We start from the raw sequence: 26050 nt of genomic DNA, 5'->3' as shown, positions 1-26050 counted from the left end.
CTCCCACCTTCACTAAAGCATAAAATTTATTATTCAAACTTCTTTCCTATATTCGTCGTATATAACTTCAAACTCACTATTTTGATACGAATTATCCTCCTTATTATTTTGTTTTTCGCCTCCCTCGTCAATTTCTTTCCTGTACCCAGCAAATACGTCTGGTATGTGGGGATTGCAGTACCCGAATTTCCCTGGATATTTATGCTGGTTTCTCTGGCGTTAATTATCTGGAGCTGGTTTTCTAAAAAATTTCGGACAGGTTCTTTAATTATTGGTGCGATCACTTTCATGATATTAACTTCGCCCATTGTACGCGCTTACAATATCGGAAGTCAGCTAGACCAGGATCTCCAAAATTCTTTTGGCGTTACAGATGCTGACATGACTGGTTTTCATCAGCAGAAACCTTATAGTTTTTTTCAGATGTTCACGGGAAACGGCGCAAAAGATATTCCTTTTAAAACGTATCACTATTCAAAAAATGGTGGCGTAGATCTGACTTTAAATTTTACACCGTCTGCAATTCCAGGCGTTCGTCCTTGTTTGATCGTTGTTCATGGCGGTTCCTGGAAGCAGGGAAATAACAGCGAAATCGCTGCGGCCAATAATTACTTTGCAAATGCCGGTTATCAGGTTGCTACCATCAATTATCGATTGGCGCCTAAATTTCCAAGTCCGGCTCAGCAGGAAGATTTACATTCCGCATTCAAATGGCTTCGTCAGCACTCTACAGAATTAAAGATCGATACAACCAATTTCGTTTTGATGGGAAGATCAGCCGGAGCTTCTATTATTTTAACGATGGGTTACACCGGAAATGAAACTGGTATAAAAGGGATTGCAGCTTTTTACGGAGCCGTTGCGATGCCGTGGAGTTATAAAAACCCGGATAATCCGTGGATCATGGATTCTAAAAAAGTTCAGCGCGATTTTTTAGGCGGTACTCCCGAAGAAGTTCCGGAAAAGTACAATGCAGAATCTCCCTTGCTACACGTTACCGTAGATTCGCCGCCTACGCTTCTTGCTCATGGCAGCAATGATGCGCACGTTTGGCACATACAAAGTTTAGCCATGAAGAGAGCCTTAGATAAAGAGCACGTAAAAAACTATTTGCTGACCATTCCGTGGGGAACGCATGGTTTTGAATATAATTTAAACGGTCCGGGCGGACAGTTGGCAATGTATTCTGTAGAACGCTTTTTTAAGTCGGTGACGCAAATGAAAAAGTAACTGTATCGATGTAATTTCCTTTTTTATTGTTGTGAATGGTATTGAGAAAAGTAATAAAGAATCTTCTTCTAATTTTCCTGACGGCTTCGTTTCCCAGGTCGCTACAAGTACAATATTTATTTTCTAACTAAAATTTTTGTCATTCTGAATGAAAATGAAGCAAAGCGAAATGCCGTAAAGAATCTCAAATTTCAGGTTTTTAACACCTTCGTTTTTTAATTAGAATTGAAAATCATTTCAAATTATCACATTGTCACATCAACAAATTAGCAATTATCTAACGTCAATAATTTTTCGCACGATCCAAATCTATTTGATCTGCGTTAGAAAGATCCAAAAAGTGTTCGGTCTGCCAACCTTGAGTTTCCTCTGCCTGTTTGCTTGTGGTTTGATCCCAAATTGGATAAACCCTGATTCCGCGTTTTCCGTCCCTTGTTTCGTCCGACAGAATTTTATTTTCGTGTAAAATCTGTTTTGGAAATATGAAAACTCCAAAATTTGTCGGAGTTTTGGCGGTAATTAAATAAAAATCAAATTCGTCAGTGATATCAGATGGTGCTGTAATACCCTGGTTATTTCTTTTCCAAAGCGTCACAAATTGACCGGTTTTTGTCGGCGTTATTTTTGCCGTGCGAAATAGAACTTTTAAATCATTTAATTGAAAAGTAAGTGCAGAATACTCCCGACTTTCTGCTTTAGCTTTTATATTTTTTAAATGAAATTGACACCGCTTGAAAACCAGTTCATCAATAATTTCGAGGTCGGGAAAAGAGGTGTTTTGAAAATCCGTTTTTTTCAGCACTACTCATTAAGTTTTATGCATTTTTTCTTGTTCACAGTGAAGTATTCGATCTTAAGCTTTACTATCAACTCTAAAAAAAATAGAATTTTTATTAAAAATAATCGTTAAAAATATCCATTCCGCTGTAGGAATTTTTCATAAATTTTTCGAAATCTTTCGTGAGGATGAAAATTGTAATGAATTGATCTGGCTTCGAAGATCTTTCTTCGTCGGTTTCTTGTGTTTCCTCATATCCGCCGAAATCGCTGTTAGACCTGGATTCGACCGAAAGTTTCACAACCGTATTATCTTTCTCCCAGCGATAATAATCTCCACTGGACAGTTTATCTATTTTTATTGATTCACCATATTTTTCCGAAATTGTTTTAATCAGTTCATCTTTTCGCACTGCGGTCACACTGTCCTCGCTTGCCGCAATCAAAAAGACTTTCTCATCGTTCAGATCTGCCAGAAGTTCTAAATTTTCAAAATTAAAACTTCCGAATTTTGCGAGTTTGAGCTTTTTCTTATTGTTATGAACATTGTAATAAACAAAAGAAGTGCTTTTTCCTTCTTCGTGGTCGATGTCTCTTTCTTCAACTTCTACAAACAGATCATTATTAAACTGGTCTTCAAAATTTTTCTCATCTGAAAAAAAATCAGAAATACTGACATTTAATGCATTCTGTTCGAGATCTAAAGGCTGTTTTCCTAATTTTACACTGCTATTTTCGCTGCAGTTCAAAGTTAAAAAGCAAATTGTTAAAAGTGTGAATACCGTTTTCATTATTTATTAATGATATTTTTGCTGTTAAAAGTTTCGTTCTCAAATTGAAAAATTACGCTCTTTCCTTCTAAAGACTGGCCCAGAAAATGACCTGCTGAAGAAGGAAAAGCATAAATAATTTTCCCTGTTTTATCGATCACTGTAAATTTTTCATTTTCAGTTTCTACAACTGCAAAACCTCCAACAAAATCATTCGCATCCAGAAATTTTGCTGGAAAAGCGTTTGTTCCGTTAGGATTTACATATTCATAAAAATCAGAATCGAGTCGTTTTGCAACCATCACATTTTCCGATAAAGGATGGATTACTGAAAAATCTGGTGATGATAATTTCTTTCCTTTCGCATTCATGATCCCTAATCGTAATGGCTCATTTGCAATATCTATTTCGTATTGCAAAAGGGGACCTTTACCAATGATAAACAATTTTTCATTCTGTAGTGGTATTGCAAATTTTCCTTTATTATCCAAAAGACCCGTTTTTTTATCCATCGTTTCAATGATCACACCGTCGTTATCATCTGAAATTTGCACATTCTTAACTCTTTCGAAAAGAATTTTTCCATCCTTATTAAGAATTTGGTAGTAGGTTCTGCCTCGTAAAGATTTTTCACCTACATACAGATCTCCGGAAGCGCCCAAACTTTTGTATTTAAAAGGAATAATTTCTTTTTGATTTTCATCTAAAACCCCATTCATTTCCAGGGAATCTTCAAGTATCATTCGGTCTTTACCGACCGATCGCACAAATTTTTTGTGATCCAGTTTGGTGAGTTTCTCTTTTTCAAAATTAAACAGGTAAGCGGATGTATAATCAGTGAAAATATTATTTTCCTCGTGGGAAACTGCATTGTCAAATGTTGGTTGAATAATTATTTTTCCTTCAGAATTTACGATTCCATATTTTTCTTTTTTACTGTCGAAGTAGGAGCGATATTCTTTTTCTTCATTTGGATTGATTGCGGTTACCTTCGCTGAAAGTTTTTTGTATTCTTGTCCAATGTAGAAGTAGATGGTTGCAACCTGATTGGGAAAAGACATTTCTACCTGTTGATATTCGGGTGCGAGAATATCCTGAAAATCCTCCATCAATTTTTTAATGGGCTCCACCATTTTAGCAAAATCTTCGTCGTCATTTCTCTTCTTTTTCTTTCTTTTTTCTTTTTTTTCCATTTTATCCATCGCTTCTTCCAGATCTATAAGCCGGTTTTTATGCGGAAAAATTTCTTTGGGAATATTTTGCAGTTGAGCCATAAATTCTTCCCCTGTTTTTGATCCTTTTACTTGTTCTAAAATTGCTTTTGTTTTTTCCAGTTCCGCCGCAATACTTTTTCTTACTGAAGTTACAGGAAATGCAGAATTTGCGTTAGGATCCATCAGAATCCCATCTTCATCTAAAGCCTGATAACCGAGCAAACGCTGATACATCGCCTGCGGAAATTCAAATTCAAACTGATTTCCGTCACTTTTAGTGATGTCGATAATACTTTTTTCGATGGTGAAATCATTTTTTTTGGATGAAGGTAATTCGTATCGCTGCATCGAACTCGGATATTGGTAAACGACCTGAACGTAAGCGCTGTCAACCTTTCTCAAACCCATTTTTTTTAGCGTCGTTTCTTTGCCTTTACTAAAAATTTTAGTTATTTTGGAATCGATGGTTGCGCCATTTTTATCTCCGGAAGATATTCCTGTTTCAATTTCGGATTCCGGAGTCTTCAATGATTGTGAAAGTTCCGGAAATTCAATTATTTCTGCTAACGCAGCCTTTGCTGAATCTTCGTTACTGTTGATCTGGAAAGGTTTTGCGGCATCAATTTCTACTTTTACTCCGTTAGATTTGACGCTGCCTACAGAAAAGCTGAAACTGTAATAAAGGGAGAAACCTTTTGCTAAACTTAACACCGAATCGACGTCTGCCAAATCCTGAGAAACTGCTTTCTTTTTACTTTCGAGATCCAAATTTCCATACTTTCCCAGGTAATCTTCTTTGGAATCACTACTTTTGAAAACACCCGATTTCCCGCAGGAAATCAACGTAATACTGACTAAAAATAGCAGACTGGTTTTTAATCTATTTTTTTTGAAGTTCATTTTTTGTATCATTATTTACCCTGTAGAAATAAATATTTTGTTTTGTTTCCTTTGAAAGAAACGCTGTGTTTTCTTGATCAGGAATGTTATTTCTTCCTTGATTTTTTTTGAGATTTCTGAACTTCTTTCGCCGCATCGTTCGCCGAATCTATTGTAGCTCCAGCTGCATCGTTGATGTCATCAGTTTCATAATTTTCTTCAGTTTCGGTTTGGGAAACAGGGGTGAGTTCGATGAAATCCTGTTTAACAACGTAAGAATAATTTCCGATCAGACTTTTCGGTTCTTCACAATCTCCGCTCATTCCTGCCATACCTTCAGAAAATTCGATGGTTTGGTTGTCATAAACCTGATAAGTTCCGGTCATTCCAAAACAAGATGTCCCGGTTTGATATCGATCCTGATCAAATTGGAGGTAGTGGAATTTACTTTGCTCGTCTGGTAAGTTGAGTTTTTTAGCTTTTTTCAGAACCGTTTTGCCATCAGCAGAAGACGGTTCGATTTTCCAGGTTGTTGTATTAAAAACGTTGGATTGGGCACTGAATTGCGCAGCTAAAATTAGTGCCGCAATGCAAAGAATACTTTTCTTACTCATTTTTTTAATTTTAAAGTTCAATATAATATTTTTTATCGGAGCAGAGAATCTTTTATTAATTTTCACCCGGTAATTTTTAAAATATATGATCAGAATTCTGATAATAGATTAGTCTAATTATATAGTTGACATTTTTCCGTTCCTCATTTTTATCTTCAATTAATTTAAAGCTGTTTTATTCTAAAGTTGATTATTTACCAATATATTGAGGGAAAACCGCAGACAAAAATCTACATTTAGGATGTTAAAATGAACTATTGAGTACGATGAAATAATTTATCTTTGCTCCTTTAAAATCAGAATTAAATCATTATTTCAAACAAATGAAAGTAAAATTATTATCTGCTGCACTAACTTTTCTAAGTGTGATCAGCTTTGCACAGGAAGTGAAAGTAAAAAAAGGAGAAATACAGGTTGATGGAAAATCTGTTGCCAAAATTGACAAAAAAGACGGGCGATATTTAATCAGCAATCTTGCCGGGAAACAACTTTTAACCGCCAAGGTAAATAGCAAAACGCCGCTGAAAAATATTACAGAAAAAAGTTGGTTAGAACTTACCGGAAACAATGACATTGTAAAAGAAATTCCAAATACTGCCAGTTTTACTTTAAGCGCAGAAAAGTATACAAGTGAAAGTTTAGTGCTTGGAGGTACAGAATTATTCAGCGGGGAATTAGATGAGAATAAAGTAAATGAGTTCTTTCAAACAGACGACCGTAGTATATCCACAGCTATTGATCTGGAAATGGAAAAAGCAAAAAGTGTGATTGCGGCAGAAGATGCAATGGCAACAGCAGAAAAACTAAAGATTGATAAAGCAGGAATTATCACCGCAAATAATCAAACCATTGGTTATCTGATGAAAAAAACCACTTCTAATGATCCAATTTTTGGCGCGGCAATCATTTACACAGTTTTAGATTTGAATAAACTTGCTGTTGCTACAATAAATTTCGCCTCTTTACCGACCATGAACGGAAAAACAGGTTATATCTTGAAAACTTATGATGGGAAATCTTTTCCGATAGATGCAACTTATACTTCTTCTGATATTCAAAACGATGCTTTGGCTTTGCGAGTCCTTCGAAAACTTTACGCTAATGGCTATAAATTGGGTGATATGAATAGCGAAGTTAAAATCGCTCAACAGGAAGGTGAAAATCAGGCAACGTCAGAAAATCAAAAACGGGAAGCAGAAGCCAGAAAAAACTCATTAAACATTTATGATCAGCAGGGAACGCTTACAGATAATAACGGACAAAAATTTGAGGGGCTCTTAACCATTGAATTTGAATCGATCGATGCGAAATTAGGCCGGGAAAAAGGCATGTCAGATATCACCAATTACGGCGGATCTGTCTCTTTAAAGTCCGGTGATAAAGTACTGTATTTTAAAGCAAAAGACGGCGTAAAATTTTGTGCTGGAGCGCGCTGTTTCTTAGGAACGCAAGGTGAAGAAGACAGTGGAACCGGTAACAGCAGTAGTTCGCAATTAAGCGTTTTGGGTGAAAGTCAATTTTTTGAAATTCAGTTTGAATCTGCCGGAGACTACGTACTGAGCCACGTAAAACATCCGCAATATTATTATCTTAAACTAGCCAATCAGCCAAAAGCAATTTATTTAGGAAATAAAGCAGGTTTCGGAACTAAAAAACCCGAAAAAATTAAGAAAATATTTGACGCTTATGTAAATTGTAATTTAGATTTTGCAAAGTATGATACCAGTACCAAAGAAGGAATTGTTCAGGTAATCAAAGATTATCAGACTTCTTGTAAAAAGTAAATTATCCAAATTGATTAAGGGGACAAAATGCAGGTTTTGTCCCTTTTTGTATTTTATCTTAAAATAGTATTTGACTTTACAGTTTAAAAAAATAGGATTTTTGTCCCTGCGAACTTAATCTGAAATTGAATTTTTTCTTCAATCCTCAATTTTTGTCGCTCTTTGAGCACGTGAAATTTGCCATACTTTTTTTTAATCGGTGTAATTACTTAGTAGAGTTCTTAACGAATCAAATTCTAATTTTCTTAACGGCTCCGTTTCCGAGGTCGCTCAAGTACAAGTTTGTTTTTTATAAACTGGTTTGTCATTCAGAATGCAATGGAGCAAAGCGAATGCAGTGAAGAATCTCGACTTCTAATTTTCCGTATGAATCCGTTTACTAGTTCGTATTGACGTTCATTTTCAAATTGCCACATTAGCACATTTTCAAATTAATTTTTAAACTTCATTCTTTTTTCTTGATAAAAAAGAACCAAAAAATCAAGACTGGAAACTCGCCTAAAAATTAGAATTTAAATCTAAAACTTCCATTATTTATCTCGTCCTCAAGACGAGACTCGCGCGATACGAAATTTGTCTTCGAATCGATATTTTTCCGCGCTCAAACACTGGAGATTTGCCTACTGTTTTTTATATTTTATTTGAATAGGCGAACCTCCATTGTCGGTTTCTTAACGTATTCAAATTCAATTTTCTTCACGGCTCCGTTTCTTAGGTCGCTCAAAAACGAGTTTGTTTTTTATAAACGGATTTGGCATTCAGAGCGGAACGGAGTGGAGCGTGGAATCTCTGCATTGTTTTTTAACGGAATTTTTTTTCTTTCTGAATTCTTTTTTCTTGATAAAAAAGAACCAAAAAATCAAGACTTGGAAACTCAGCTAAAAATTGAAATTTAATTCTAAAACTTCCAAACTCGGGCGGAAAGAAAATTGCTTCTTCGATCTTAGATTTTTGCCGCCACTCAAACACTGGAATTTTTTTTACGAATTAAATTCCAATTTTCTTAACGGCTCCGTTTCCCGGGTCGGTTCCAAATACAAGTCTGTTATTTGATAATAAATGTTGTCATTCTGAACGAAATGGAGCAAAGCGAAATGCAGTGAAGAATCTCTACTTTTAATTTTCCGCACGTAAAAGATTACAAGGACATATTGAATTTAATTAGCAAATTAGTACATTTTCAAATTAGCACATCATCAAATCAACCCATCAACCCATCAATCCATCGTCAACAAGATCTTCCCAATGTGTTCGCTGCTTTCCATCAACTCCTGCGCTTTTGCAGCTTCTGCGAGGGGAAAGGTTTTGTAAATAACAGGATGTATTTCTTTGGAATGAAACATCGGCCAGATATTTTTTTCTACATCTTTGGCGATTTGGGTTTTTACTTCCGCGGTTTGAGGTTTTAAAAAACTTCCGGTGAGGGTGAGATTCTTGGCCATAATGGTGCGCAGATTGATATTCACGTCTGTGCTTTTCATACCGTTGATGTAACAAAGACGGCCTTTTTTATTCAGTATTTCTAGATTCTTTTGGGTGTAATCTCCGCCGACCATGTCTAAAATGACATCAATTTTCTCGTCTTTCAGGACTTCTTCGAAAGCATCTTTTTTGTAATTGATGACTTGATCAACGCCCATTTTTTGGAGGAAATCGATCTTATCTTCACTTCCGGCGGTGGTGTAGGTTTTGCAGCCCCACGCTTTTGCCATTTGCAAGCCCATGGTTCCGATGCCGCTGGTTCCACCGTGGATGAGTAATTTCTCACCAGGTTGCAATTTCCCCAAATGAAAGACGTTAAACCAAACCGTAAAAACCGTTTCGGGAATTGCCGCCGCGTCAGTCAAACTGATTCCTTCGGGAATGGGAAGACAGTGAGAACTATCGACCGCCACGTATTCGGCATAACCGCCATCTGCAATGAGAGCGCAGACTTTATCGCCGACTTTTTTATCTTTTACGGCTGAACCGATTTCTGTTATTTCGCCGGAAACTTCTAAGCCAGGAATTAAAGTAGTGGGAGAACCTTTGCCGTAAGTGTCTGTGTTTTTTCGCGTGATAATATCGCTGCGATTGACTCCGGCGGCTTTTACTTTAATTAGAACCTGGTTTTCTGCCGGTATTGGTTTTGGAGTTTCCTGTAATTGTAAAACTTCCGGTCCCCCGGATTTTGTGATGTGGATTGCTTTCATATTTTTGTTTTTAGAAGGACTATTTGTGGGATATTTTTTTTAAACCACAAAGTCACAAAGTTTTAATTTAATAGTTTGAAAATAGTGCATACAGAAAAAGTGAACAAAGAAGGAGAATCAAAATCAGACAACCATTTCTTTTATTTTTGTCTGACATTCTTAATTTTTTACGATAATCAAGAGCGTTTTGCTCGGTTAAAAAATATCCTCTCCAGGCGTTGTCCGGTATTGATAATACAAATTTTTCACTGCAAGTATTACATTTGAAATACAAGTGAAAATCCATTAATCCTTTTGCTCCTTCATTTTCTGATTCCAGAATTTCAATCTTTTGCGAATGAGTTTTTAAATCTAAAATATCCTCAAATTTTTTGTATTCATTTTGAGAAGGAAAACCGTAATACTGCTTATCAAAACAATCGCTGCACATTTTAATTTTTATAAATAGGAATATCGTTAAGGAATCACCGTATATGTCGTACTGTCATTATTTCCAAAAATTTCTTTTTGAATTCGTTTTGCTAAATCAACCGTTTCCGTGATACTCGTGTTTGTTTTAATACTTAAATAGGGGATTCTGTCCAGTTTTTCTGTTTCGAACTTGAAATTGTGTTTCGAAGCGAATTTTTCTAATAGTTCTAAGTAAGGAACCTGAATCTTTTTAATTGCCCTGATCTCTAAATTAAAGTTCTGGTCATTCCGGACAAAAAACAGACTGTCGTATCCATTTGCATTGATCCCGATAAAATTAAAATCGGTTTTACCTTCCAGAACTCTGTTGAGTTCTTCAGCTAACTCATCCAATTGAATTTGAATTGCAGTAAACCGATCTCTGCGTTTCTCAGTGCCAGTTTTTCTACCGAACTTTTTGACGCTGTTGATAATAGATTTAAATATATTCATATTGATTTAGCTTTTTGATCGAACGCTCTTACTTGCTTTTTGCTTTCTGCAATTCAAGACGGAAAACCTTACTGTCTTCTAAAAGTTCTGCCTCTTTACTTTTCTTATCCATTTTAGTGAAAATCTCTTTTCCAGTTTTCTTTATTGAAAATAATTTGGAGTTTTCAAAATAAAACCGACCTGTGTAGACGGATTCTAGTTTCGTGTGATCCAATCCAATTACTTGATTTGATTGGTCTTTTATATCTGCAAATTGATCCTGCTTTTCAAAAACGAAAATTAGTTCATCGTCTGAAAAGAAATATTCGGAGGTTTTCATTCCGTAAGATAGACCGACACTGTAAGCGATTTTTTTTAGTTGTCCATTTTTATAATAACCGGAAAGTTCCTGTCCGCCATCAGTGGCTTCGTTTTTTACGTTCACAAAATAGTCGTTATCTAATTTTTTGATATGATAACTTTTTTCTGTATTGATGGCTTCAACCTTTTTGCGAACTGCAGCAATTCTCTCTGCTGTTTGTCCGAAAAGCAAAGTTGTTATAGTTAGAAATGTTAGGATGAAGAGTTTAGTGTTCATTGAGGTTTTGGAGTTTCTGTAACGGTAGAAAATCCGCTCCACCAGATTTTGTGATATGGATTGCGCGAATTATAATTTGGTTTTTTGATGCGATATTTGTTGTAGTATTTTTAAGTACTAAAGTCAAAAAAATTTTATTTAAACCAATTTAATAATGTGCTAAAAAGAAAACGAGAATAATTTGGCAGAAACACTATTTTATGAATTCATTTTTAACTTAATAAAAGCACGCATCATGGGGTTTTTAAAAGTATATCTAGTTGACATTCCTTTTCCTAATTTCGCTAATATCTCACCTCTGCTTTCGGTAGCTAATTTATTTAAATTATAGTTTAAATTGTTATTTTTTGAGTTAGTTTTAGTAAGAGAATTATATTTTTTCACAATGTCAGATATAGAAAATGAATTGAACTCATCTAGATTACAATTTGCGCAAGCATGAAGAAGAAATTTCCATTTCTCACTACTGTTTGATGATAAAATAGCTTTCCTATAAGATATCCTTAATTGCTCAGAAGTGTTGTCAATACCTTTGTTTATAGCAATTGTTAAATAAGCTTCCGAAAATGTTATACGTTCATTATTTATTAATTCTCTACATCCATATTTGCACAAGAGATGTATGTAATGAGGAAATCCAGAAGAGAATTCAATAATTTTTTCACGTACGCTTTTGTCAATTTTTAATCCAAGCTTTTTTATTCCATTGTCAATAATTTCTTCACATTCATCTTTCCCCATCCTTGGTAATTTCACCTGCTTTAAGCACCTTTCCAAAGATTGATGATTTCCTATTAATGATTCAATATTATCTGCAATCCCTACAAGAATTATAGTCGTGTTAATATTATTATCAGACAAAGATTTGATTAAATCGGCGAATGAAGCTCTCGTTTTCTCGTTATTTATATTATCAAATTCGTCAAATATGAACATTAATTTAAAATCCTCTCCAAATGAATTAAGTAATGTAATGATATGATTAGTTTTAAGATTTTGAATAGTTGTGATATGTTCTTCCATATCAACAATTTCTGTCATCTTTTCTGCATTAAATCCAATTCCAGAGGTGGTCTTTGAAAATTGAATTTTTTCAAATGCGCTTTCCCATAAACTTTTAAAACTATCTTTCCTATCACATGTAACCTTAACTGGAAAAACATTAGTAAAAGATTTATTCATTGTATTTGCCAAGGAAGTTTTGCCAACTCCTCTTTCTCCATATAAAATCGCATGTTGACCTTTTTCATTTATAGCTTCAATTATTTTTTCTAATTGAGACATTCTTCCAAAAAAGAAATCTTTTTCTTGAATTGGAGTACTTGGCGAAAAAACTTGATTTAAGAGTATTAGTTTAGATTTTTTATCCATAAAAAAAGACCTTTTTAAAGGTCTTAAAGTTATGCTTTATTTTTTAATGCAATCTTCAATTCGTCAATGAAAGTTTGTGCATCTCTTTTGTTTCGAATTGATTTTGATAAGCTGTCATTTGACATTCTTATCATTGTCTTCATAACTGGCTTTGAACTAATAGAGGATTTAGCTATTCCTTTTATAGCAGCCGTTTTAAGTAGTAAATCGGACTTTTTCATATTGCAAAGGTATTAAATTAATTCAGTTTATACATATAATAGCGATATAAATCTCTCGCATCTCGGTTTAAATCAAACAGTTCTGGTCTCGGTTTGAACAATGGTAGATTATTAGTATCTCTCTCAATGTCTGTTTGGTTGCGTAGTAATTTTACATACCAATCGACTCCTACGACTGATAATATTTCATTCAAATCCGATAGATTATATCTGAACATTCTGTGATAAAAATAAGCTCTTAAATCATCTGAACCATCAATACCTATAAAACTATCTTTATGTTCATTCAAAAATGTTATTCCATACAATATGATAGTTGAAAAAACTTTATTTACATTTTTGTGTTTTAGTTTACATTTATCATCTATTTCTCCTGTTTCATCTATAGGACCAAAACCTATATTATATACATCTTGTAGATATTCATCCGGATGTTGACTTATGATAACATGTAATTCTATTGAATTTCCATTAGCTAATTCGGAATCAAAAATAAAATATTTTAAATCTTCGGAAACTTCTTTTGGAACATAAGTGTCATTTAAATCTATTTTTATCATCTTTCTTTAAAAATATTGGCTTTAATATCCAAATATACAAAACACTTCTAAGTTTCAAAATCATTACTTTAATTTTCCTGAAAGAAAAACCACTCTCAATTCTAGCCCCGGTTGCAGCGGCATCCTTTTTTTGGGAAGGGCATTTTGCGGAGGCGAAAAAAGATAGAGCGGAAAACGGGACGGGTCTTCGAAAGAGGCGAAATCTTGGTGCTTCTAAAAACAGGAATAATTCCGTAATTTTGCAACATGAACGTGAATTTGAATCAAGATACTATTTGTGCAATCGCCACGGCAAACGGAGTTGGTGCTATTGGGATTATCAGAATTTCGGGTAACGAGGCTTTTAAAATTGCAGCCAAAATTTTTGAAGGTAAAAATCTGGAGGAGGTGAAAACGCACACTATTCACTATGGTTATATCGTGGATAAGAGCCAAGTAAAAAGTGAAAAGAGCCAAGAAGTAGGAGGCGGGATGCGAGATGCGGGATGCGAAATGCAGGATTCACCAATTGAAAATGATCGACCAACAATAAATATACATCAGCAAACATCTGACATCAAACATCAAACATCCGACACTTCCGAAGTGATTGACGAGGTGATGGTTTCGGTTTTTAAAGCTCCGAAAACCTTTACGGCCGAAGATTCTGTGGAAATTTCTTTTCACGGATCACCGCATATTGCCAAGAAGATTCTGGAGGTTTTGGTGAAGAATGGGGCGCGACTGGCGAAAGCCGGGGAATTTACGATGCGTGCTTTTATGAACGGCAGAATTGATCTGGCGCAGGCGGAATCGATTGCTGATTTGATTGCTTCGGAAAATGAGGCGTCGCGGAAAGTGGCTTTGAATCAGTTGAAAGGGGGAATTACGAATGAGATTTCGATCCTAAGAAATGACTTGCTGAATTTTACGTCGCTGATTGAACTGGAACTGGATTTCGGGGAAGAGGATGTGGAATTTGCGGACCGGACCGCCATGAATAAATTGCTGCTCAACCTGCGCCAGAAACTGAGCGCTTTGATTGAGAGTTTCCAATACGGAAATGCGCTGAAAAATGGAGTAGAAGTCGCCATTATCGGAAAACCGAATGCGGGAAAATCGACGCTTTTGAATGCTTTGTTGAAAGAGGAAAGAGCCATTGTTTCTGAAATTGCGGGCACGACGCGCGATACGATTGAGGAAGTGATTCATTTGAAAGGAACGGCTTTCCGGTTTGTGGATACGGCGGGACTTCGGGAAACGACGGATATCATTGAGAAAATTGGCGTGACGAAAGCGAAGGAGAAAATTGCGTCGGCGAAAGTGCTGTTGTATCTCTACGATGAGCGGGATTCTACGACGGAAGAAGTGATCGCTTTTGTGAAGGAATTTCACCGCGTGGATCTGAAGATCGTGCTGGTTCATAATAAAGTGGATCTGACCAACGACGAAATCCCAAACGAATTTGACGCTACATTAAAGCTGGAATTGTTTCCGTATTATTGTGATGAGTTGTTGAGGATTTCCGCGAAAGATCAAACAGGAATTGAAGCCGTGAAAACGGTTCTGATCGATTACGTTGAGAATTTGAAAGATCAGGAAAGCAATGTTATTATTACGAATCAAAGGCATTTTGATGCTTTGCAGAAATCGCTGCAATCTGTTCTTCAGGTGGAGGAAGCGGTGAGTTCCGGGATTCATACGGAATTGCTGGCGTATGAGTTGAGAAATGCTTTGGAGCAGTTGGGGGAAATATCTGGAGAGTTTACGAATGATGAGGTGTTGGGGAATATTTTTTCTAAGTTTTGTATTGGGAAATAATACCAAATAAATATATAAAAAGCCTCCAGCTTATCATGTTTTGGAGGCTTTATTTAGGTTTAATATCATTGCTATTACTATTCCTTATAATAAATGAATATTTCAAACTTAATTTACATATTTTTGATTACTTAAATAATTTTCTTACCAATATCATTTCAAATATGAAAAACATCCTATTTCTCCTCGTTGCTTTATTTACATTTTCTACGGTCAAAGCACAAGACCTTAAAATGACAGACATTGACGGTTTGGACAAATCCATAAAACCTGGCAATAACTTTTTTATGTACGTCAACAAAAAATGGTTTGATGCCACGCCGATTCCTTCAACGCAAGCGGGAGTTGGTGCTTATATGTTTATGAATTATCCTCAAAAATTAAGGTTGCAGGGAATTTTGGAAAATGTTTCGCAGCGTACTCAACCTGCGGGAAGTTTGGAACAAAAAGTGGGAGATTTTTATGCGTCCGGAATGGATACGATCACTATTGACAAGCGTGGTTATGATCCAATCAAACCAACGTTGAATCGCATTGAAGCTATTAATACTATTCCTTCTTTAATGAAATTTGTTGCAGAGGAAATCAAAGTGGGCAATGGCTCCATTATGTCTTTTGGAGTTGGACCCGATGATAAAAACAGCAGTATCAACATTGCGCACAGTTACCAAACAGGAATCGGATTGCCGGATCGTGATTATTATTTTAAAGAAGATGCCTCCACTGTTGCCATTCAAAATGCCTACAAAACCTATCTTTCTACCTTGTTTCAATTGACAGGCACTGATGCAGCGACTTCTAAAAAAGATGCGGAGTTGGTTTATATTATCGACCAACAAATTGCGGCTTCCCATAAAACAAGAGTTGAACGTCGGGATGTTCATGCAAATTACAACATGATGGCCATCTCAGATCTAGAAAAAAGTCAACCCAGTATCGGCTGGAGAGCGTTTCTAAAAAACCTGGGTGCTCAAACGGATTCCGTTGATGTGGCTCAACCTGCCTATTATGACAAATTGAATTCCCTCATAAAAACCGTTCCTCTTAAAAACTGGAAATTGTACCTCAAAGCGAAAACCATTAGAAACTATGCGGGTAATTTAAGTAAACCCTTTGTAGATGCCAGCTTTAATTTTAATAAAGTGATTTCGGGACAGGCTGTTCAAAAAACGCGTGGCGAATTGATGGCTACTGCGGTTGATAATTATTTGGGTGAAGCGCTGGGACAATTGTATGTGAAGAAATATTTTTCGGAAGCAGCAAAGAAACGGATGGCGGTTTTAGTTGATAACGTGCAAAAAGCCTACGCTGCAAGAATTGACAAACTGGAATGGATGAGTGACTTGACCAAAGTTCAAGCAAAAGAAAAATTATTTGCCATCACGAAGAAAATAGGATATCCGGATCAATGGAAAGATTACAGCACTGTAAAAATTTCCAGAGATTCTTATTTCGAAAATATGATGAATGCTTCTGCGGCGGAATATCAGCTTGAAATTGCAAAATTGGGTAAACCAGTGAATAAGTCGGAGTGGTTTACAACGGCCCCAACGGTAACTGCATATAACAATCCGTCGGCTAATGAAATTGTATTTCCTGCGGGAATATTACAAGCGCCTTATTTTGATAATGAAGCAGATGATGCTTTAAATTATGGCGGCATTGGAATGGTGATTGGTCACGAACTCACGCATACTTTTGATGACCAGGGTGCGCAATATGATAAAGAAGGAAATGTTAAGGATTGGTGGACCAAGGATGATTATACGCAGTTTAAGTCAAGAATTCAGCAAGTCATCAATCAGTATGATCAATTTACAGTTCTAGATAATTTACATATCAATGGCGCGATGACGGTAGGAGAGAATACTGCAGATATTGCAGGAATTGCTGTAGCTTACGATGCTTTTAAAATGACAAAAGAAGGTCAAAGCGATACGAAAATTGATGGTTTGACGCCGGATCAGAGATTCTTTCTTTCTGTTGCTAAAATATGGAGAGTGAAAATGAAGGATGAGTTTTTACGTTTGTGGATCAAAACCAATCCGCATTCCCCACCAAGCTGGAGAGTAAATGGGCCACTCATGAACAGCACTCCTTTTTATAATGCGTTTGATGTTCAGGAAGGCGAGCAGATGTTTTTACCGGAAGAGGATCGGATAACGATTTGGTAAATGCTGAGGGAAAGAGCAAAGTAGGACAATTTTAAATATTTGTAACGTTTCATCATGTTTCTGAAGTAAATTTTAGAATTACTTACAGATATTTTAAAACTTAGTTGCTTACTCGCAATAACCATTTTAAACAGTATTAAAACCGATCATTTTTAAGTGCTGTTTCGATTGAAGTAAACTAAACTTAGATAATATTTCTGGAATATTTTTTTGCTGTTGTTTCGCAAAATAACTTAGCCTATATTGAACTTCTTTTTATAGCATTTTAAGATTACCTTACTGAAATATGACATCTACGGAATTAAAATACGATTATATCATTGCCGGCTCTGGCTGTGCGGGGTTAAGTTTGCTCTACCGATTGCTTGTCGATCCCGTTTTACAATCTAAAAAAATCCTGGTTATTGATCGCGTTCAAAAAAATGAAAACGATCGAACCTGGTGTTTTTGGGAGGAAGGGAAAGGTCTTTTTGAATCGGTGGTCACGCACGAATGGAAATCTTTAATCTTTAAAAATGAAGACATTACGCGGCAATTTGATTTGGAAAGGTATCGCTATAAAATGATACAGGGAAAAGATTTTTATGATTTTGTCCTTTCGTATGCAGCCAGTTTTGAAAATGTGACCTTTAAAAATGAAAATATAAAAGGGATTACGTCAGACCAAATTGAGGCGACCGTAGAAACGGAGGAGAGTAGGTACCAATCTGAATACTTATTTAATTCGACCTCTTTATTTAATCCGAAAATTACAGAAGAAAATTCTTTGCTTCAACATTTTACGGGTTGGGTCATTAAAACGAAAGAAGCCAAGTTCGATTCAAAGGTAGGGACGTTAATGGATTTTACTTTAGATCAAAATCATGGCGCGACCTTCATGTATGTTTTACCAACGAGTTCAACGGAAGCGTTGGTAGAGTACACCTTATTCAGTAAAAGTGTTTTGCCAAAAGATGAATATAAGGAGGCCTTGACGCAGTATGTTAAAAATGATCTTCAAATCACGGACTACGAAATTACCCATACTGAGTTTGGAATCATACCAATGTCTCTGGCCAAGTTTGAGCGGAATAGCGATGCTTTTAACCGCATCATCAACATTGGAACCGCGGGCGGTTACACCAAGGCGAGTAGTGGTTATACTTTTCAGTTTGTGCAGAAAAACACAGCACATATTGTCAAAAATTTATTGCAACAAAAAAGTCCTAACCCTGAAAAATATTTTGATGATAAGCGATATGAATGGTATGACCGCACTTTGCTGGAAGTTATTCTGTCTGGAAAAATGGAAGGAAAAGAAATTTTTTCACTGATGTTTTCAAAACGGTCGCCTGAAGATATTTTAAAATTTTTGGGTAATGAAAGTACGATTTGGGATGATCTTAAAATTATTAGTGCACTACCGATTGGACCTTTTATGAGGGCTGGTTTGAAGCAACTCTAAAAATATTGAACTTATTTTTTAACATGCTAGTTTTTAGCAAATATCATTTTTCTCCATTTCATTTAGAAACGAAAAGAGAACCTTTGGTTAAGCTTCGCATCGAATTTATGAGGAATAGTCTTATTAAATCATAAAATAGATATAATAAAAGAAGTTTCGTTCGGAGCTTTTTCTCTAGTATGTTTCAACAGTCCTTTGGAAGACTTTCTAATCTCGAATGAAACACGATTTCCTGTTTCTTAACTAGAGACAAATTTGTTTCTTTTTTGGCATTATCATTTTCGGCCTGTTTTGATAGAAACACTTTAGCACATATTTGCACACCTAATAAGTAATGACAATCTGTTGAGTAATAAATATACTCTGAATTACATCCACTTTCTTCAGGCAAAGGCGCACCTGCAACATTAATAATTTCCGATATATGAATCTGCCCAGAATCTACAAACTCAATTTTCCCCGGTTCCGGCGAACTACCTCCAGGCATAATACCCACACCGGTATTAAATGTTTTTTTATTTGAACTTTATTATCCTTTACTTTTACTGTACCGAAATCCTGCCACACTGTGAGTGTATTCAAAGTGAAACCATCATAAAAAGTAAAGTTCGGAATGTTTTTTTCAACAATAGTTCCCGTCAGTTTATCCTGACTTGTAGGTCACATCTGACAAAACTTTGAATTCTCCCACACGAGCGTTGAATTTTATATTTGCGTCGTATATTACAATGAGTTGGTCTGAAGTGGCGTTATCTTTTTTTCTCTATCCTTTCTGCTTTTCTTTAATTTCGTAATTTCAACTTAATTGGAATTTTAATTTACAATAATATAGCTCCAATAACCCGACTCTTGGATAAAAATTTTATTGTTCCCATAAAAATATTTTGTTTTCTACCTTCATTTTTATACATTTTTCAGTGGTATATTTTACGGGACATTTAAAACAATTATTTGAAAGTGCAGTATTATTAAGGAAATTCTTTAACACAAAAAAACCTTTAAGATTTAGTTTTATTTTTGAATTATTTTGACAAATTTGAGTTGCAGGAACATCTACAAAATCATTATCTGCAATTTTTAATCTGTGAGAAACATTAGAGAATTCTTCAATTTTATCGATAAATAAATCTTTTTTATCCGTCACTATGTGAAACTTAAAATTCTGTGCAGTAAAAGTATTAGAAATTTCAATTATATTATTGGAAATGGCACTAACAGTTATTTGGTAATCACTTTGAAAAATAGAAATATTTTTCTGTACTGTTGTTGTTGAAACAGAGATTTTCACTTTTACATCTTTATTGTAGATTTTCACTTTTTCAATACAATAACATTCTTTGCATTTAAATTTAGTTTCGTCATTTATTTTTCCTACTAGTTTACCTTTTTCGAAAACCTGAGACTCAATGTTTTGTGCAAAACAAGAAGTGAAAATTGAAACATAAAGAATAAATATTATTTGTTTTGGCAATTTTCCTCGTATTTTAAAAATTCTTTTGTCCATTTTGTATAGTTTTGTCTTTCAGATAGATTATTTTCTCCACCATTAATTGCAATTGTTACTTTTTTCACATTACTATTCTCAAGTCCTTCATCCATTGCATCCATTGTTTCTTTTTTATAGATGGTAGAAAACCAACCTGCCGAATTAAATGCGTGGAACAGATCTTCTGAAATCTTTTTTGCGAAGGTTTTAAGATCTTCATAAAACTTTTCTGTCAATCCATTTTCTGTGGCTTTTTTCCTATTGATTACAGTTTCGGCGACACTCTCATATCCTGATCGATATTTCATATAAACATCTTTGAAAAATGCTTTATCATTTACATAATCATAATATGCCAGATAATTGTAATCATGTGTGATTTGCTTCATGCCTCTTCCTTGAAAATCAACTCCTCCCTTATAATTGCTTGGAACTGTTTTTCTACTTTCATATGTATATTGAAAACTGATTGTCTCAAGATAAATTTGACCTAAAAAATGAATTTTCCTTTTACATGTATTAACCTCAAATTTTTTGAACATTGCGTTAAGCTCATTCGTAAATAGATCAACTTTGTCTCTATTTTCAGTAATTGTTCCTTTTGTAATACGGATGCTTTCAATAAACTCTGATCCTTTGTCAAAAAAAACTTCTTTTTTGGAAATATAACTTTGTTTTTTTCTTAAAAAATAAATTAAATCAATTATGTCATCGACTGTGAAATCTTTTGTACAAAAACATTTCTTTTCTTCTTCTTTCGTTTCCGGTAATGGCGCACCTTTAGTATGAATACTTTCCGGCATATTTATCTGCCCGGAATCTAAAAACTCAATTTTCCCATTTTCCGGTGGCATATTTCCAGGCATTTTACCTATTCCCGGTAAAGTAGATTTTTTTAACAGTACAAAATTATCCTGTACTTTTACGGTACCGAAGTTTTGCCATTCTGTAAGGGTAATCATCTGAAAACCGTCATAAAATGTAAAATTTTCGATTTGCTTTTCTACAGTTGTACCAGTTAATTTATCCTGTGTAGTAGGAACATCTGATAGAACTTTGAATTCTCCGAGGTGTGCATTAAACTTCACTCTTGCACCATTAATGACGATCAGTTGGTCGGCAACTTCTTTATCTTCTGCCTCCCTTTCTTCACGGCTTTTTGCAATCTCTTCGGTTATTTCATTCTGTTTATTTTCAAGCGCATTTTCTGGCTGTTCTTCAGCACTTGAATTTGTTGAAGGCACAGAAGAATCATTTTTACCATTAGAAGGTATTGGTTCAACAAAATCACCCGAACTTGCATCTGTATCTTTTAGCCCATCCATAATAAAGAATGTTTTATTTGTTTGTCTTTCATTTTAAAATCTAAAAAAGCCTCTGCTAAATGATTATTCTCGTAAAAGAAAATACCATTATATTTTTCTATTTCTGTGGCGTTTTTTTCTGAAATTTCAGTTTTCACTTCTCTCTTATTTTCTTTCTTAATTAATTTTAAACTTTCGGTAAATACATTATTATCTTCATAAAATATTCTTTTTTTAATGCCATGATCATCATAACCACCATATTGCCCGTTAAATAAAAGTCCAAACATTTTATAGGAATTTAAAAAATAACAAACTTTTTGGTTGTCTTCCATAATATCGGTGACAAATTGGAGATATCTTTCAACTACGTCTCCCGCATGATTTTGTAATAAGGCATTACTGATTTCTAACCATCTTAATTTAAGTTTAAATAAATTTTCAATTTTTATAATTAAGTTTTGATCGTTTACTATAACTTCTATATCATCCCAGAGATAACTAATTTTTTTGAGAAAAAAAACGTCCGAATTGTCTTCATCTGAAAACTTAAATTTTAAGGTTAATAGCCTGAAATGCTGGTTTTTTTCGTTCTTGCCCAAATAAAATATTTTCACATTTCGTACAAAGCTTTTTTCAATATTATAATTTTCTTTTACTTTTTGAGTTATTATCGTTTCATAATGATAGGTGGCATCATTAAATTGAGTCATTTTCGAAGCTTCTATTTTTTTACTCAAAATTAATTATTTATAAAATTTCTCATTTTATTTATTTAATTCTCTCCCCGTTTTCCCGTTGCTGTCGGATTGTCACCATTATTTGGTTCCATTCCCACCCATTTTCTGTTAGCGGACCAATGCAGATATTCGTTTCTCAATCTTCTTAATATATTCTGGGGGGTTGGAGCAAGTATATCGACTTGATCTATAACTAGTACTTCGTTTCCTTCATTGTCACACTCTATTTTTGGCTCTGGTAATTTATCTTTATTAATAAGAATTGGGACTTCTGGTTGTCTTCCATGCGGTATATTATCCTGAACCTTTTCTGGATATGGATTTTCGATTTGCTTTTCGGCATCGAGATTTCCAAAAGGGTTTAGTATATGATCTGGTATGAATTTTAATTCAGAACCTTTTCCAAAAACGTAATCATATAAAATTTTGTATGTTGCTTTCAGTACACCGTTATGCTCTCCTATTTTATACGTTTCTTTGCACGAAATAGGCATTTTTACAAAAGATTCATCTCCCAGCTGCTCACGAAATAATTCTTCCATAAATTGTAAAGGTATATAACTGTATTCTTTCTTGATAAACCTTGTTCCCTGCAATCTTTTGTAATTTAAATGAGGAGCTGCATAGCGGTAAATCCTGCCGCCAGGCAAAGCAGATATCATATTATCTTTAAAAATTTCTAATTGTTCGTCCTTATACCAATATTCCTTTATAAGATGTTGCCTATAATGTTTGAGACCGTTATCAGATAAATGTTTATTTGTTTCTATTTCTGTTTTTACTTCTGTCTCATTTTCATAGGCACCACCTATATCACAGTGCACACCCGGAAAATTTTTCTCAGTACCAATTTTCATTCGCGTTAGACGAAAGTTTTTTCTGTGCTCATCTTGTGCTGTAAAATGGACGGCTTTAGTTACCCGTAATGAGTTTAGATTTAATGGTTTAACATCATCTTTAAACAAATCACGTTTTAAACTCTCTTTTATATTTATCCCTAAAAGAATAGTACTATCATAGGTTTCTTCATAGGAAGAAACTGTATCATAAATTCCTAAAAAACGAATCGTAACAGACAAATCTTCTAATTCTTCGGGACTCAAAACACCCTCGTTTATTAAGTAATATCCAAGCAAACCCCGAACGGGCATTTTGCCATCTTTTACCGCAGAAGCGTTTACAACGTGCCAATCACCGTCTTTATAAGTCACTTTGTTTTCATAAATTGGAATTACACCATCGTTACCAAAAGATCGGCTATTTCTGTAACCAACTTTCTCTCTTTTTGTGGTAGATCTGGGTATTTCCTGTTCCTTCACTACTACTTCATACACAAAATTTCTCGCTGCAGCTGCACCACGGCTGAAACCAAAGACATCGATTGTAATTTGGCTTGGAACTTTATTATTATTTTTGTTTCTTAAAATTTTGATATTATTTGCTAAATTTTTACACCCTTTTCGCACTTTTCCTCTAATACCCGTCTTTCCCGCGCCAAACATAAATCCATGTGTATTGTCTTTTGCAATATCACCATTTAAGTTTCCCATGGGGTCATCTACACCTATTCCCGTTCCTATTCCTTCAACATATAGTGCATATTCTTTTCGTTCACAGCACTTATATTTTCTTGCTACGTTGGTATAATCGTTAGCATAACTATTATCTGTACCTTGTTTATCTACAAAATTACGATGAGAATTTTTTAAATATTTGAGGTATTCTTCATTATCCTGATTTACTATAGCTTTTTTGTACATGTTGTACCTTTCATCCTGCTTATCTAACGAAACTTCATGCAGTTTTTCTTTTCTTGCAATTGTCTCATCATCATCTTCGGGTTTTATATCATTACCTTTCTCTAAGTATTTTTTACGAAGTTCCGTATTTTTCATATTATTTAAAGTGCCATCAAAAAATACTCCGAATGGAAGATGTAGTTCACCTACTGCTGCTTTTGCATTTCCTGCATTATATACAAATGTTCCCATAATTATTTGTATTGTTTTCTCTTAAAGACTTCTAAATCTTCTGTTTTTATAAATATATCTTTTCCACTCCCTTTTAATTTTACTGTAAAAAAGGTATTTGTAAAATTCATTTTTATATCTAAATTAGCAGAAATTGCATCCGCATTCCCACTATATAAATCCTTAAAAGCATTAAAAACAGATCGTTCATTTAAAACCGCCCCTGCACCATATTGTACACCATCTTTATCTTTAAACGAAAACTGTATTTCTCTTGGTATTGCTTTTTTATTATAATCATTTAATGGAAATTTATTAGAGAAAAAGCTTTCAATTTCCCCATTGTACAGTACTATTCTTATCTCGTATGTGTCATCCAAAATAGATCCATCTGGAAATTCAAATACGGGTTTCCAATTGTATTTTTTTCTATAGGTATCCCACAGTCCATAGACTATATTTTTGCCTTGCATTTCTAAAGGAACTATATTGGCATTCGTCATCATTTTTTGACGGTATTCATGTTCAAATAATAGATGATCATGGCTGTCTAAATTTTCTATTTCTTCAGCTGGAATTACTACTTCTTTACCTTGAAACCTTCCCACTTCTATCTGTACACCTGAACCCGCGATCCAAATCACACAGACGCCGCCCGGTGCGAAACCTACAATAATTGTATCATAATTTACATGACGAATATCTCCAGAACCATTTGTCAATTTCGTATCGTATCCTTTTCTGAATAGATCTCTTATTTTTTCATAATCCAAGTTCTCATCTACTTGGTAAAATTTCTCTTCTGCATAAGATAAAAAAACTACGTTCAGATGATCTGGCAAAGATTTTGCTCCTGAACCCATACCATAACTCGCTTCTCCCCAATATCCGTTCCCAATGGTAGTGCCGGCATTCAGGCTCGTGTAAGAACCGGTATTTAAATTTTGCAGACCTCCTTTATAAATATCTACGGGAAATCCATAAGGACAAGAAGTTGCATCTTTCCATTCGTAAATTTCTGCACTCATATTTTTTGTTTTATTGCTATTTTTTTGGCACGATGCCAGTTGGCTCATAAATAAAAGGATCAATACGCAATTCTTAATAATAATTTTGATCATAATTATAAAGTTAAAAAATGAAGAATTAATACTGATGACAGTGTAAAGAACAGTGTCATTACAATAAATGTCTTAAAGATTAAAGAGAACGTTTTATTTTTAAAAATCATACTTACTACTGTAAATATCATAAAAGCAACTACAACCAATGCAATGCAGAAGTACATCAAAAAATATAGAGCGTATCCAAGATCGTCACCAAACAAATAGAGATCAACAAAAAAAAGTATGATACCAACTAATAAGGATAATGGACTAATTTTTAAAATAAAAGATAAGTTTGACTGTAATTGATTCATTATCCTTTATTTACTTTAGCATCTATTTTCCCTAAAACTTTCGCCACACCCGCACTTTGAATTAAAATATCGCCGTTGGTCGATTTATGTATTGTTGTGGAAGTAGTTTCTTTTAAATCTCCAGTGATAGTAATTGTCTTATTTTCACTTATAGTTTGTTTATAATTGGTAGAAGTAAACTTATGATTTTTAGTAATACTCATGCTGTGATCTACACCAACGTTTGTAGTCATATTTTTACCTACATTAATATCTAAATTCTCTCCCGCATTAAAAGTCATATTCTTAGGTGCAGTCACCGTAATATTCCCCGCTCCATCCATAAAATAAGTATTCCCGCTTGGATCCAAAATCGTCACGCTTTTCTCATTATCATTCATCAAAACCTTGATACCGCTTTTGGTTTGGATAGATCGCATATGATTATTGATTCCACCACCAAGTCCAACTCCCCCATGAAACATTCCGCCCATCACAAAAGGTCGGTCCGGATGATTGTGTACAAAACCCACCATCACTTGATCACCAACTTCCGGGATGGCGACATAGCCGCGATTCTGAGAAACCTGATCTGTACCACCCGCATCTGGAGACATCATTCTGATAAAGTTCGTTGTGTC

At 34.7% G+C, this 26050-nt stretch carries 22 protein-coding genes; 5 read left to right on the top strand and 17 right to left on the bottom strand.

What is annotated here, in order from left to right; genetic code table 11:
- The first annotated feature begins 81 nt into the window (after positions 1-81).
- Positions 82-1230: an alpha/beta hydrolase fold domain-containing protein gene (locus tag ACZ9HT_RS07705; protein ID WP_476039895.1), complete on the top strand. Its 1149-nt coding sequence runs from the start codon at positions 82-84 to the stop codon at positions 1228-1230.
- Between the two features lie 283 nt (positions 1231-1513).
- On the opposite strand, the gene ACZ9HT_RS07700 is transcribed toward ACZ9HT_RS07705, so the two are convergent.
- From ACZ9HT_RS07700 to ACZ9HT_RS07685, 4 genes are all read right to left on the bottom strand, one after another.
- Positions 1514-2032 carry a MepB family protein gene (locus tag ACZ9HT_RS07700; protein WP_476039894.1) on the bottom strand — a complete coding sequence of 173 codons (519 nt, stop codon included), beginning with the start codon at positions 2030-2032 and terminating at the stop codon, positions 1514-1516.
- Between the two features lie 91 nt (positions 2033-2123).
- Entirely contained in the window at positions 2124-2798 is a 675-nt protein-coding gene (locus tag ACZ9HT_RS07695) for a hypothetical protein (RefSeq protein WP_476039893.1), read from the bottom strand.
- Positions 2798-4891, bottom strand: a complete 2094-nt coding sequence (locus ACZ9HT_RS07690; protein WP_476039892.1) for a WG repeat-containing protein — start codon at positions 4889-4891, stop codon at positions 2798-2800. The genes ACZ9HT_RS07695 and ACZ9HT_RS07690 overlap by 1 nt, the downstream gene beginning before the upstream one ends.
- An 86-nt stretch (positions 4892-4977) precedes the next feature.
- Positions 4978-5484 (bottom strand): hypothetical protein, encoded by a 507-nt coding sequence (locus ACZ9HT_RS07685; RefSeq protein WP_476039891.1) that lies wholly within the window; start codon positions 5482-5484, stop codon positions 4978-4980.
- A 323-nt stretch (positions 5485-5807) separates the two neighbouring features.
- Between ACZ9HT_RS07685 and ACZ9HT_RS07680 the strand changes: the two genes are divergently transcribed.
- Positions 5808-7268, top strand: a complete 1461-nt coding sequence (locus ACZ9HT_RS07680; protein WP_476039890.1) for a hypothetical protein — start codon at positions 5808-5810, stop codon at positions 7266-7268.
- A gap of 1217 nt (positions 7269-8485) precedes the next feature.
- Here ACZ9HT_RS07680 and ACZ9HT_RS07675 read toward each other — a convergent pair.
- From ACZ9HT_RS07675 to ACZ9HT_RS07650, 6 genes are all read right to left on the bottom strand, one after another.
- A complete protein-coding gene (locus tag ACZ9HT_RS07675) occupies positions 8486-9460 on the bottom strand; it encodes an NAD(P)H-quinone oxidoreductase (protein WP_476039889.1) in 975 nt (324 codons plus the stop codon).
- A 456-nt stretch (positions 9461-9916) separates the two neighbouring features.
- Positions 9917-10363: a hypothetical protein gene (locus ACZ9HT_RS07670; RefSeq protein WP_476039888.1), complete on the bottom strand. Its 447-nt coding sequence runs from the start codon at positions 10361-10363 to the stop codon at positions 9917-9919.
- A gap of 28 nt (positions 10364-10391) precedes the next feature.
- Positions 10392-10940 (bottom strand): hypothetical protein, encoded by a 549-nt coding sequence (locus ACZ9HT_RS07665; RefSeq protein ID WP_476039887.1) that lies wholly within the window; start codon positions 10938-10940, stop codon positions 10392-10394.
- A gap of 198 nt (positions 10941-11138) precedes the next feature.
- Entirely contained in the window at positions 11139-12311 is a 1173-nt protein-coding gene (locus ACZ9HT_RS07660) for an nSTAND1 domain-containing NTPase (protein WP_476039886.1), read from the bottom strand.
- Positions 12312-12340: 29 nt separating this feature from the next.
- On the bottom strand, positions 12341-12532 hold the full coding sequence (locus tag ACZ9HT_RS07655) for a hypothetical protein (protein ID WP_476039885.1): 192 nt from the start codon (positions 12530-12532) through the stop codon (positions 12341-12343).
- 17 nt (positions 12533-12549) lie between these two features.
- Positions 12550-13092, bottom strand: coding sequence for a DUF6934 family protein (locus ACZ9HT_RS07650; protein WP_476039884.1), 543 nt, complete (start codon positions 13090-13092; stop codon positions 12550-12552).
- Between the two features lie 246 nt (positions 13093-13338).
- On the opposite strand from ACZ9HT_RS07650, the gene mnmE reads away from it, so the two are divergent.
- The 3 genes from mnmE (at position 13339) to ACZ9HT_RS07635 (ending at position 18510) form a co-directional block, all read left to right on the top strand.
- Positions 13339-14892, top strand: coding sequence for a tRNA uridine-5-carboxymethylaminomethyl(34) synthesis GTPase MnmE (gene mnmE, locus ACZ9HT_RS07645; RefSeq protein ID WP_476039883.1), 1554 nt, complete (start codon positions 13339-13341; stop codon positions 14890-14892).
- A gap of 164 nt (positions 14893-15056) precedes the next feature.
- Positions 15057-17066 (top strand): M13 family metallopeptidase, encoded by a 2010-nt coding sequence (locus tag ACZ9HT_RS07640; protein WP_476039882.1) that lies wholly within the window; start codon positions 15057-15059, stop codon positions 17064-17066.
- Positions 17067-17352: 286 nt separating this feature from the next.
- Positions 17353-18510 (top strand): lycopene cyclase family protein, encoded by a 1158-nt coding sequence (locus tag ACZ9HT_RS07635; protein ID WP_476039881.1) that lies wholly within the window; start codon positions 17353-17355, stop codon positions 18508-18510.
- Between the two features lie 184 nt (positions 18511-18694).
- Here the strand turns inward: ACZ9HT_RS07635 and ACZ9HT_RS07630 are convergent, their stop codons facing one another.
- From ACZ9HT_RS07630 to ACZ9HT_RS07600, 7 genes are all read right to left on the bottom strand, one after another.
- On the bottom strand, positions 18695-18997 hold the full coding sequence (locus tag ACZ9HT_RS07630) for a hypothetical protein (RefSeq protein ID WP_476039880.1): 303 nt from the start codon (positions 18995-18997) through the stop codon (positions 18695-18697).
- Positions 18998-19372: 375 nt separating this feature from the next.
- On the bottom strand, positions 19373-19981 hold the full coding sequence (locus ACZ9HT_RS07625; protein WP_476039879.1) for a hypothetical protein: 609 nt from the start codon (positions 19979-19981) through the stop codon (positions 19373-19375).
- Complete coding sequence (locus ACZ9HT_RS07620; protein ID WP_476039878.1) at positions 19966-21321, bottom strand: hypothetical protein; 1356 nt, start codon at positions 21319-21321, stop codon at positions 19966-19968. The genes ACZ9HT_RS07625 and ACZ9HT_RS07620 overlap by 16 nt, the downstream gene beginning before the upstream one ends.
- On the bottom strand, positions 21309-22040 hold the full coding sequence (locus ACZ9HT_RS07615) for a hypothetical protein (RefSeq protein WP_476039877.1): 732 nt from the start codon (positions 22038-22040) through the stop codon (positions 21309-21311). Before ACZ9HT_RS07615 ends, ACZ9HT_RS07620 begins: the two co-directional genes overlap by 13 nt.
- Positions 22041-22075: 35 nt before the next feature.
- Positions 22076-24031: a T6SS phospholipase effector Tle1-like catalytic domain-containing protein gene (locus tag ACZ9HT_RS07610; RefSeq protein ID WP_476039876.1), complete on the bottom strand. Its 1956-nt coding sequence runs from the start codon at positions 24029-24031 to the stop codon at positions 22076-22078.
- Positions 24032-24033: 2 nt separating this feature from the next.
- On the bottom strand, positions 24034-25131 hold the full coding sequence (locus ACZ9HT_RS07605; RefSeq protein WP_476039875.1) for a DUF2931 family protein: 1098 nt from the start codon (positions 25129-25131) through the stop codon (positions 24034-24036).
- Positions 25132-25429: 298 nt separating this feature from the next.
- A partial coding sequence (locus ACZ9HT_RS07600; protein ID WP_476039874.1) for a phage baseplate assembly protein V occupies positions 25430-26050 on the bottom strand: 621 nt, incomplete at its 5' end.

It is taken from the genome of Chryseobacterium sp. UYP7, assembly GCF_056279225.1.
This window is presented reverse-complemented; position numbering and strand designations above follow the sequence as displayed.

Coding starts and splice junctions, on each gene's coding strand:
- ACZ9HT_RS07670 (WP_476039888.1), bottom strand. CDS start 10,363: ATGAATATATTTAAATCTATTATCAACAGCGTCAAAAAGTTCGGTAGA.
- mnmE (WP_476039883.1), top strand. CDS start 13,339: ATGAACGTGAATTTGAATCAAGATACTATTTGTGCAATCGCCACGGCA.
- ACZ9HT_RS07655 (WP_476039885.1), bottom strand. CDS start 12,532: ATGAAAAAGTCCGATTTACTACTTAAAACGGCTGCTATAAAAGGAATA.
- ACZ9HT_RS07620 (WP_476039878.1), bottom strand. CDS start 21,321: ATGGATGGGCTAAAAGATACAGATGCAAGTTCGGGTGATTTTGTTGAA.
- ACZ9HT_RS07660 (WP_476039886.1), bottom strand. CDS start 12,311: ATGGATAAAAAATCTAAACTAATACTCTTAAATCAAGTTTTTTCGCCA.
- ACZ9HT_RS07690 (WP_476039892.1), bottom strand. CDS start 4,891: ATGAACTTCAAAAAAAATAGATTAAAAACCAGTCTGCTATTTTTAGTC.
- ACZ9HT_RS07675 (WP_476039889.1), bottom strand. CDS start 9,460: ATGAAAGCAATCCACATCACAAAATCCGGGGGACCGGAAGTTTTACAA.
- ACZ9HT_RS07605 (WP_476039875.1), bottom strand. CDS start 25,131: ATGATCAAAATTATTATTAAGAATTGCGTATTGATCCTTTTATTTATG.
- ACZ9HT_RS07650 (WP_476039884.1), bottom strand. CDS start 13,092: ATGATAAAAATAGATTTAAATGACACTTATGTTCCAAAAGAAGTTTCC.
- ACZ9HT_RS07685 (WP_476039891.1), bottom strand. CDS start 5,484: ATGAGTAAGAAAAGTATTCTTTGCATTGCGGCACTAATTTTAGCTGCG.
- ACZ9HT_RS07630 (WP_476039880.1), bottom strand. CDS start 18,997: ATGCCTGGAGGTAGTTCGCCGGAACCGGGGAAAATTGAGTTTGTAGAT.
- ACZ9HT_RS07695 (WP_476039893.1), bottom strand. CDS start 2,798: ATGAAAACGGTATTCACACTTTTAACAATTTGCTTTTTAACTTTGAAC.
- ACZ9HT_RS07640 (WP_476039882.1), top strand. CDS start 15,057: ATGAAAAACATCCTATTTCTCCTCGTTGCTTTATTTACATTTTCTACG.
- ACZ9HT_RS07610 (WP_476039876.1), bottom strand. CDS start 24,031: ATGGGAACATTTGTATATAATGCAGGAAATGCAAAAGCAGCAGTAGGT.
- ACZ9HT_RS07680 (WP_476039890.1), top strand. CDS start 5,808: ATGAAAGTAAAATTATTATCTGCTGCACTAACTTTTCTAAGTGTGATC.
- ACZ9HT_RS07635 (WP_476039881.1), top strand. CDS start 17,353: ATGACATCTACGGAATTAAAATACGATTATATCATTGCCGGCTCTGGC.
- ACZ9HT_RS07665 (WP_476039887.1), bottom strand. CDS start 10,940: ATGAACACTAAACTCTTCATCCTAACATTTCTAACTATAACAACTTTG.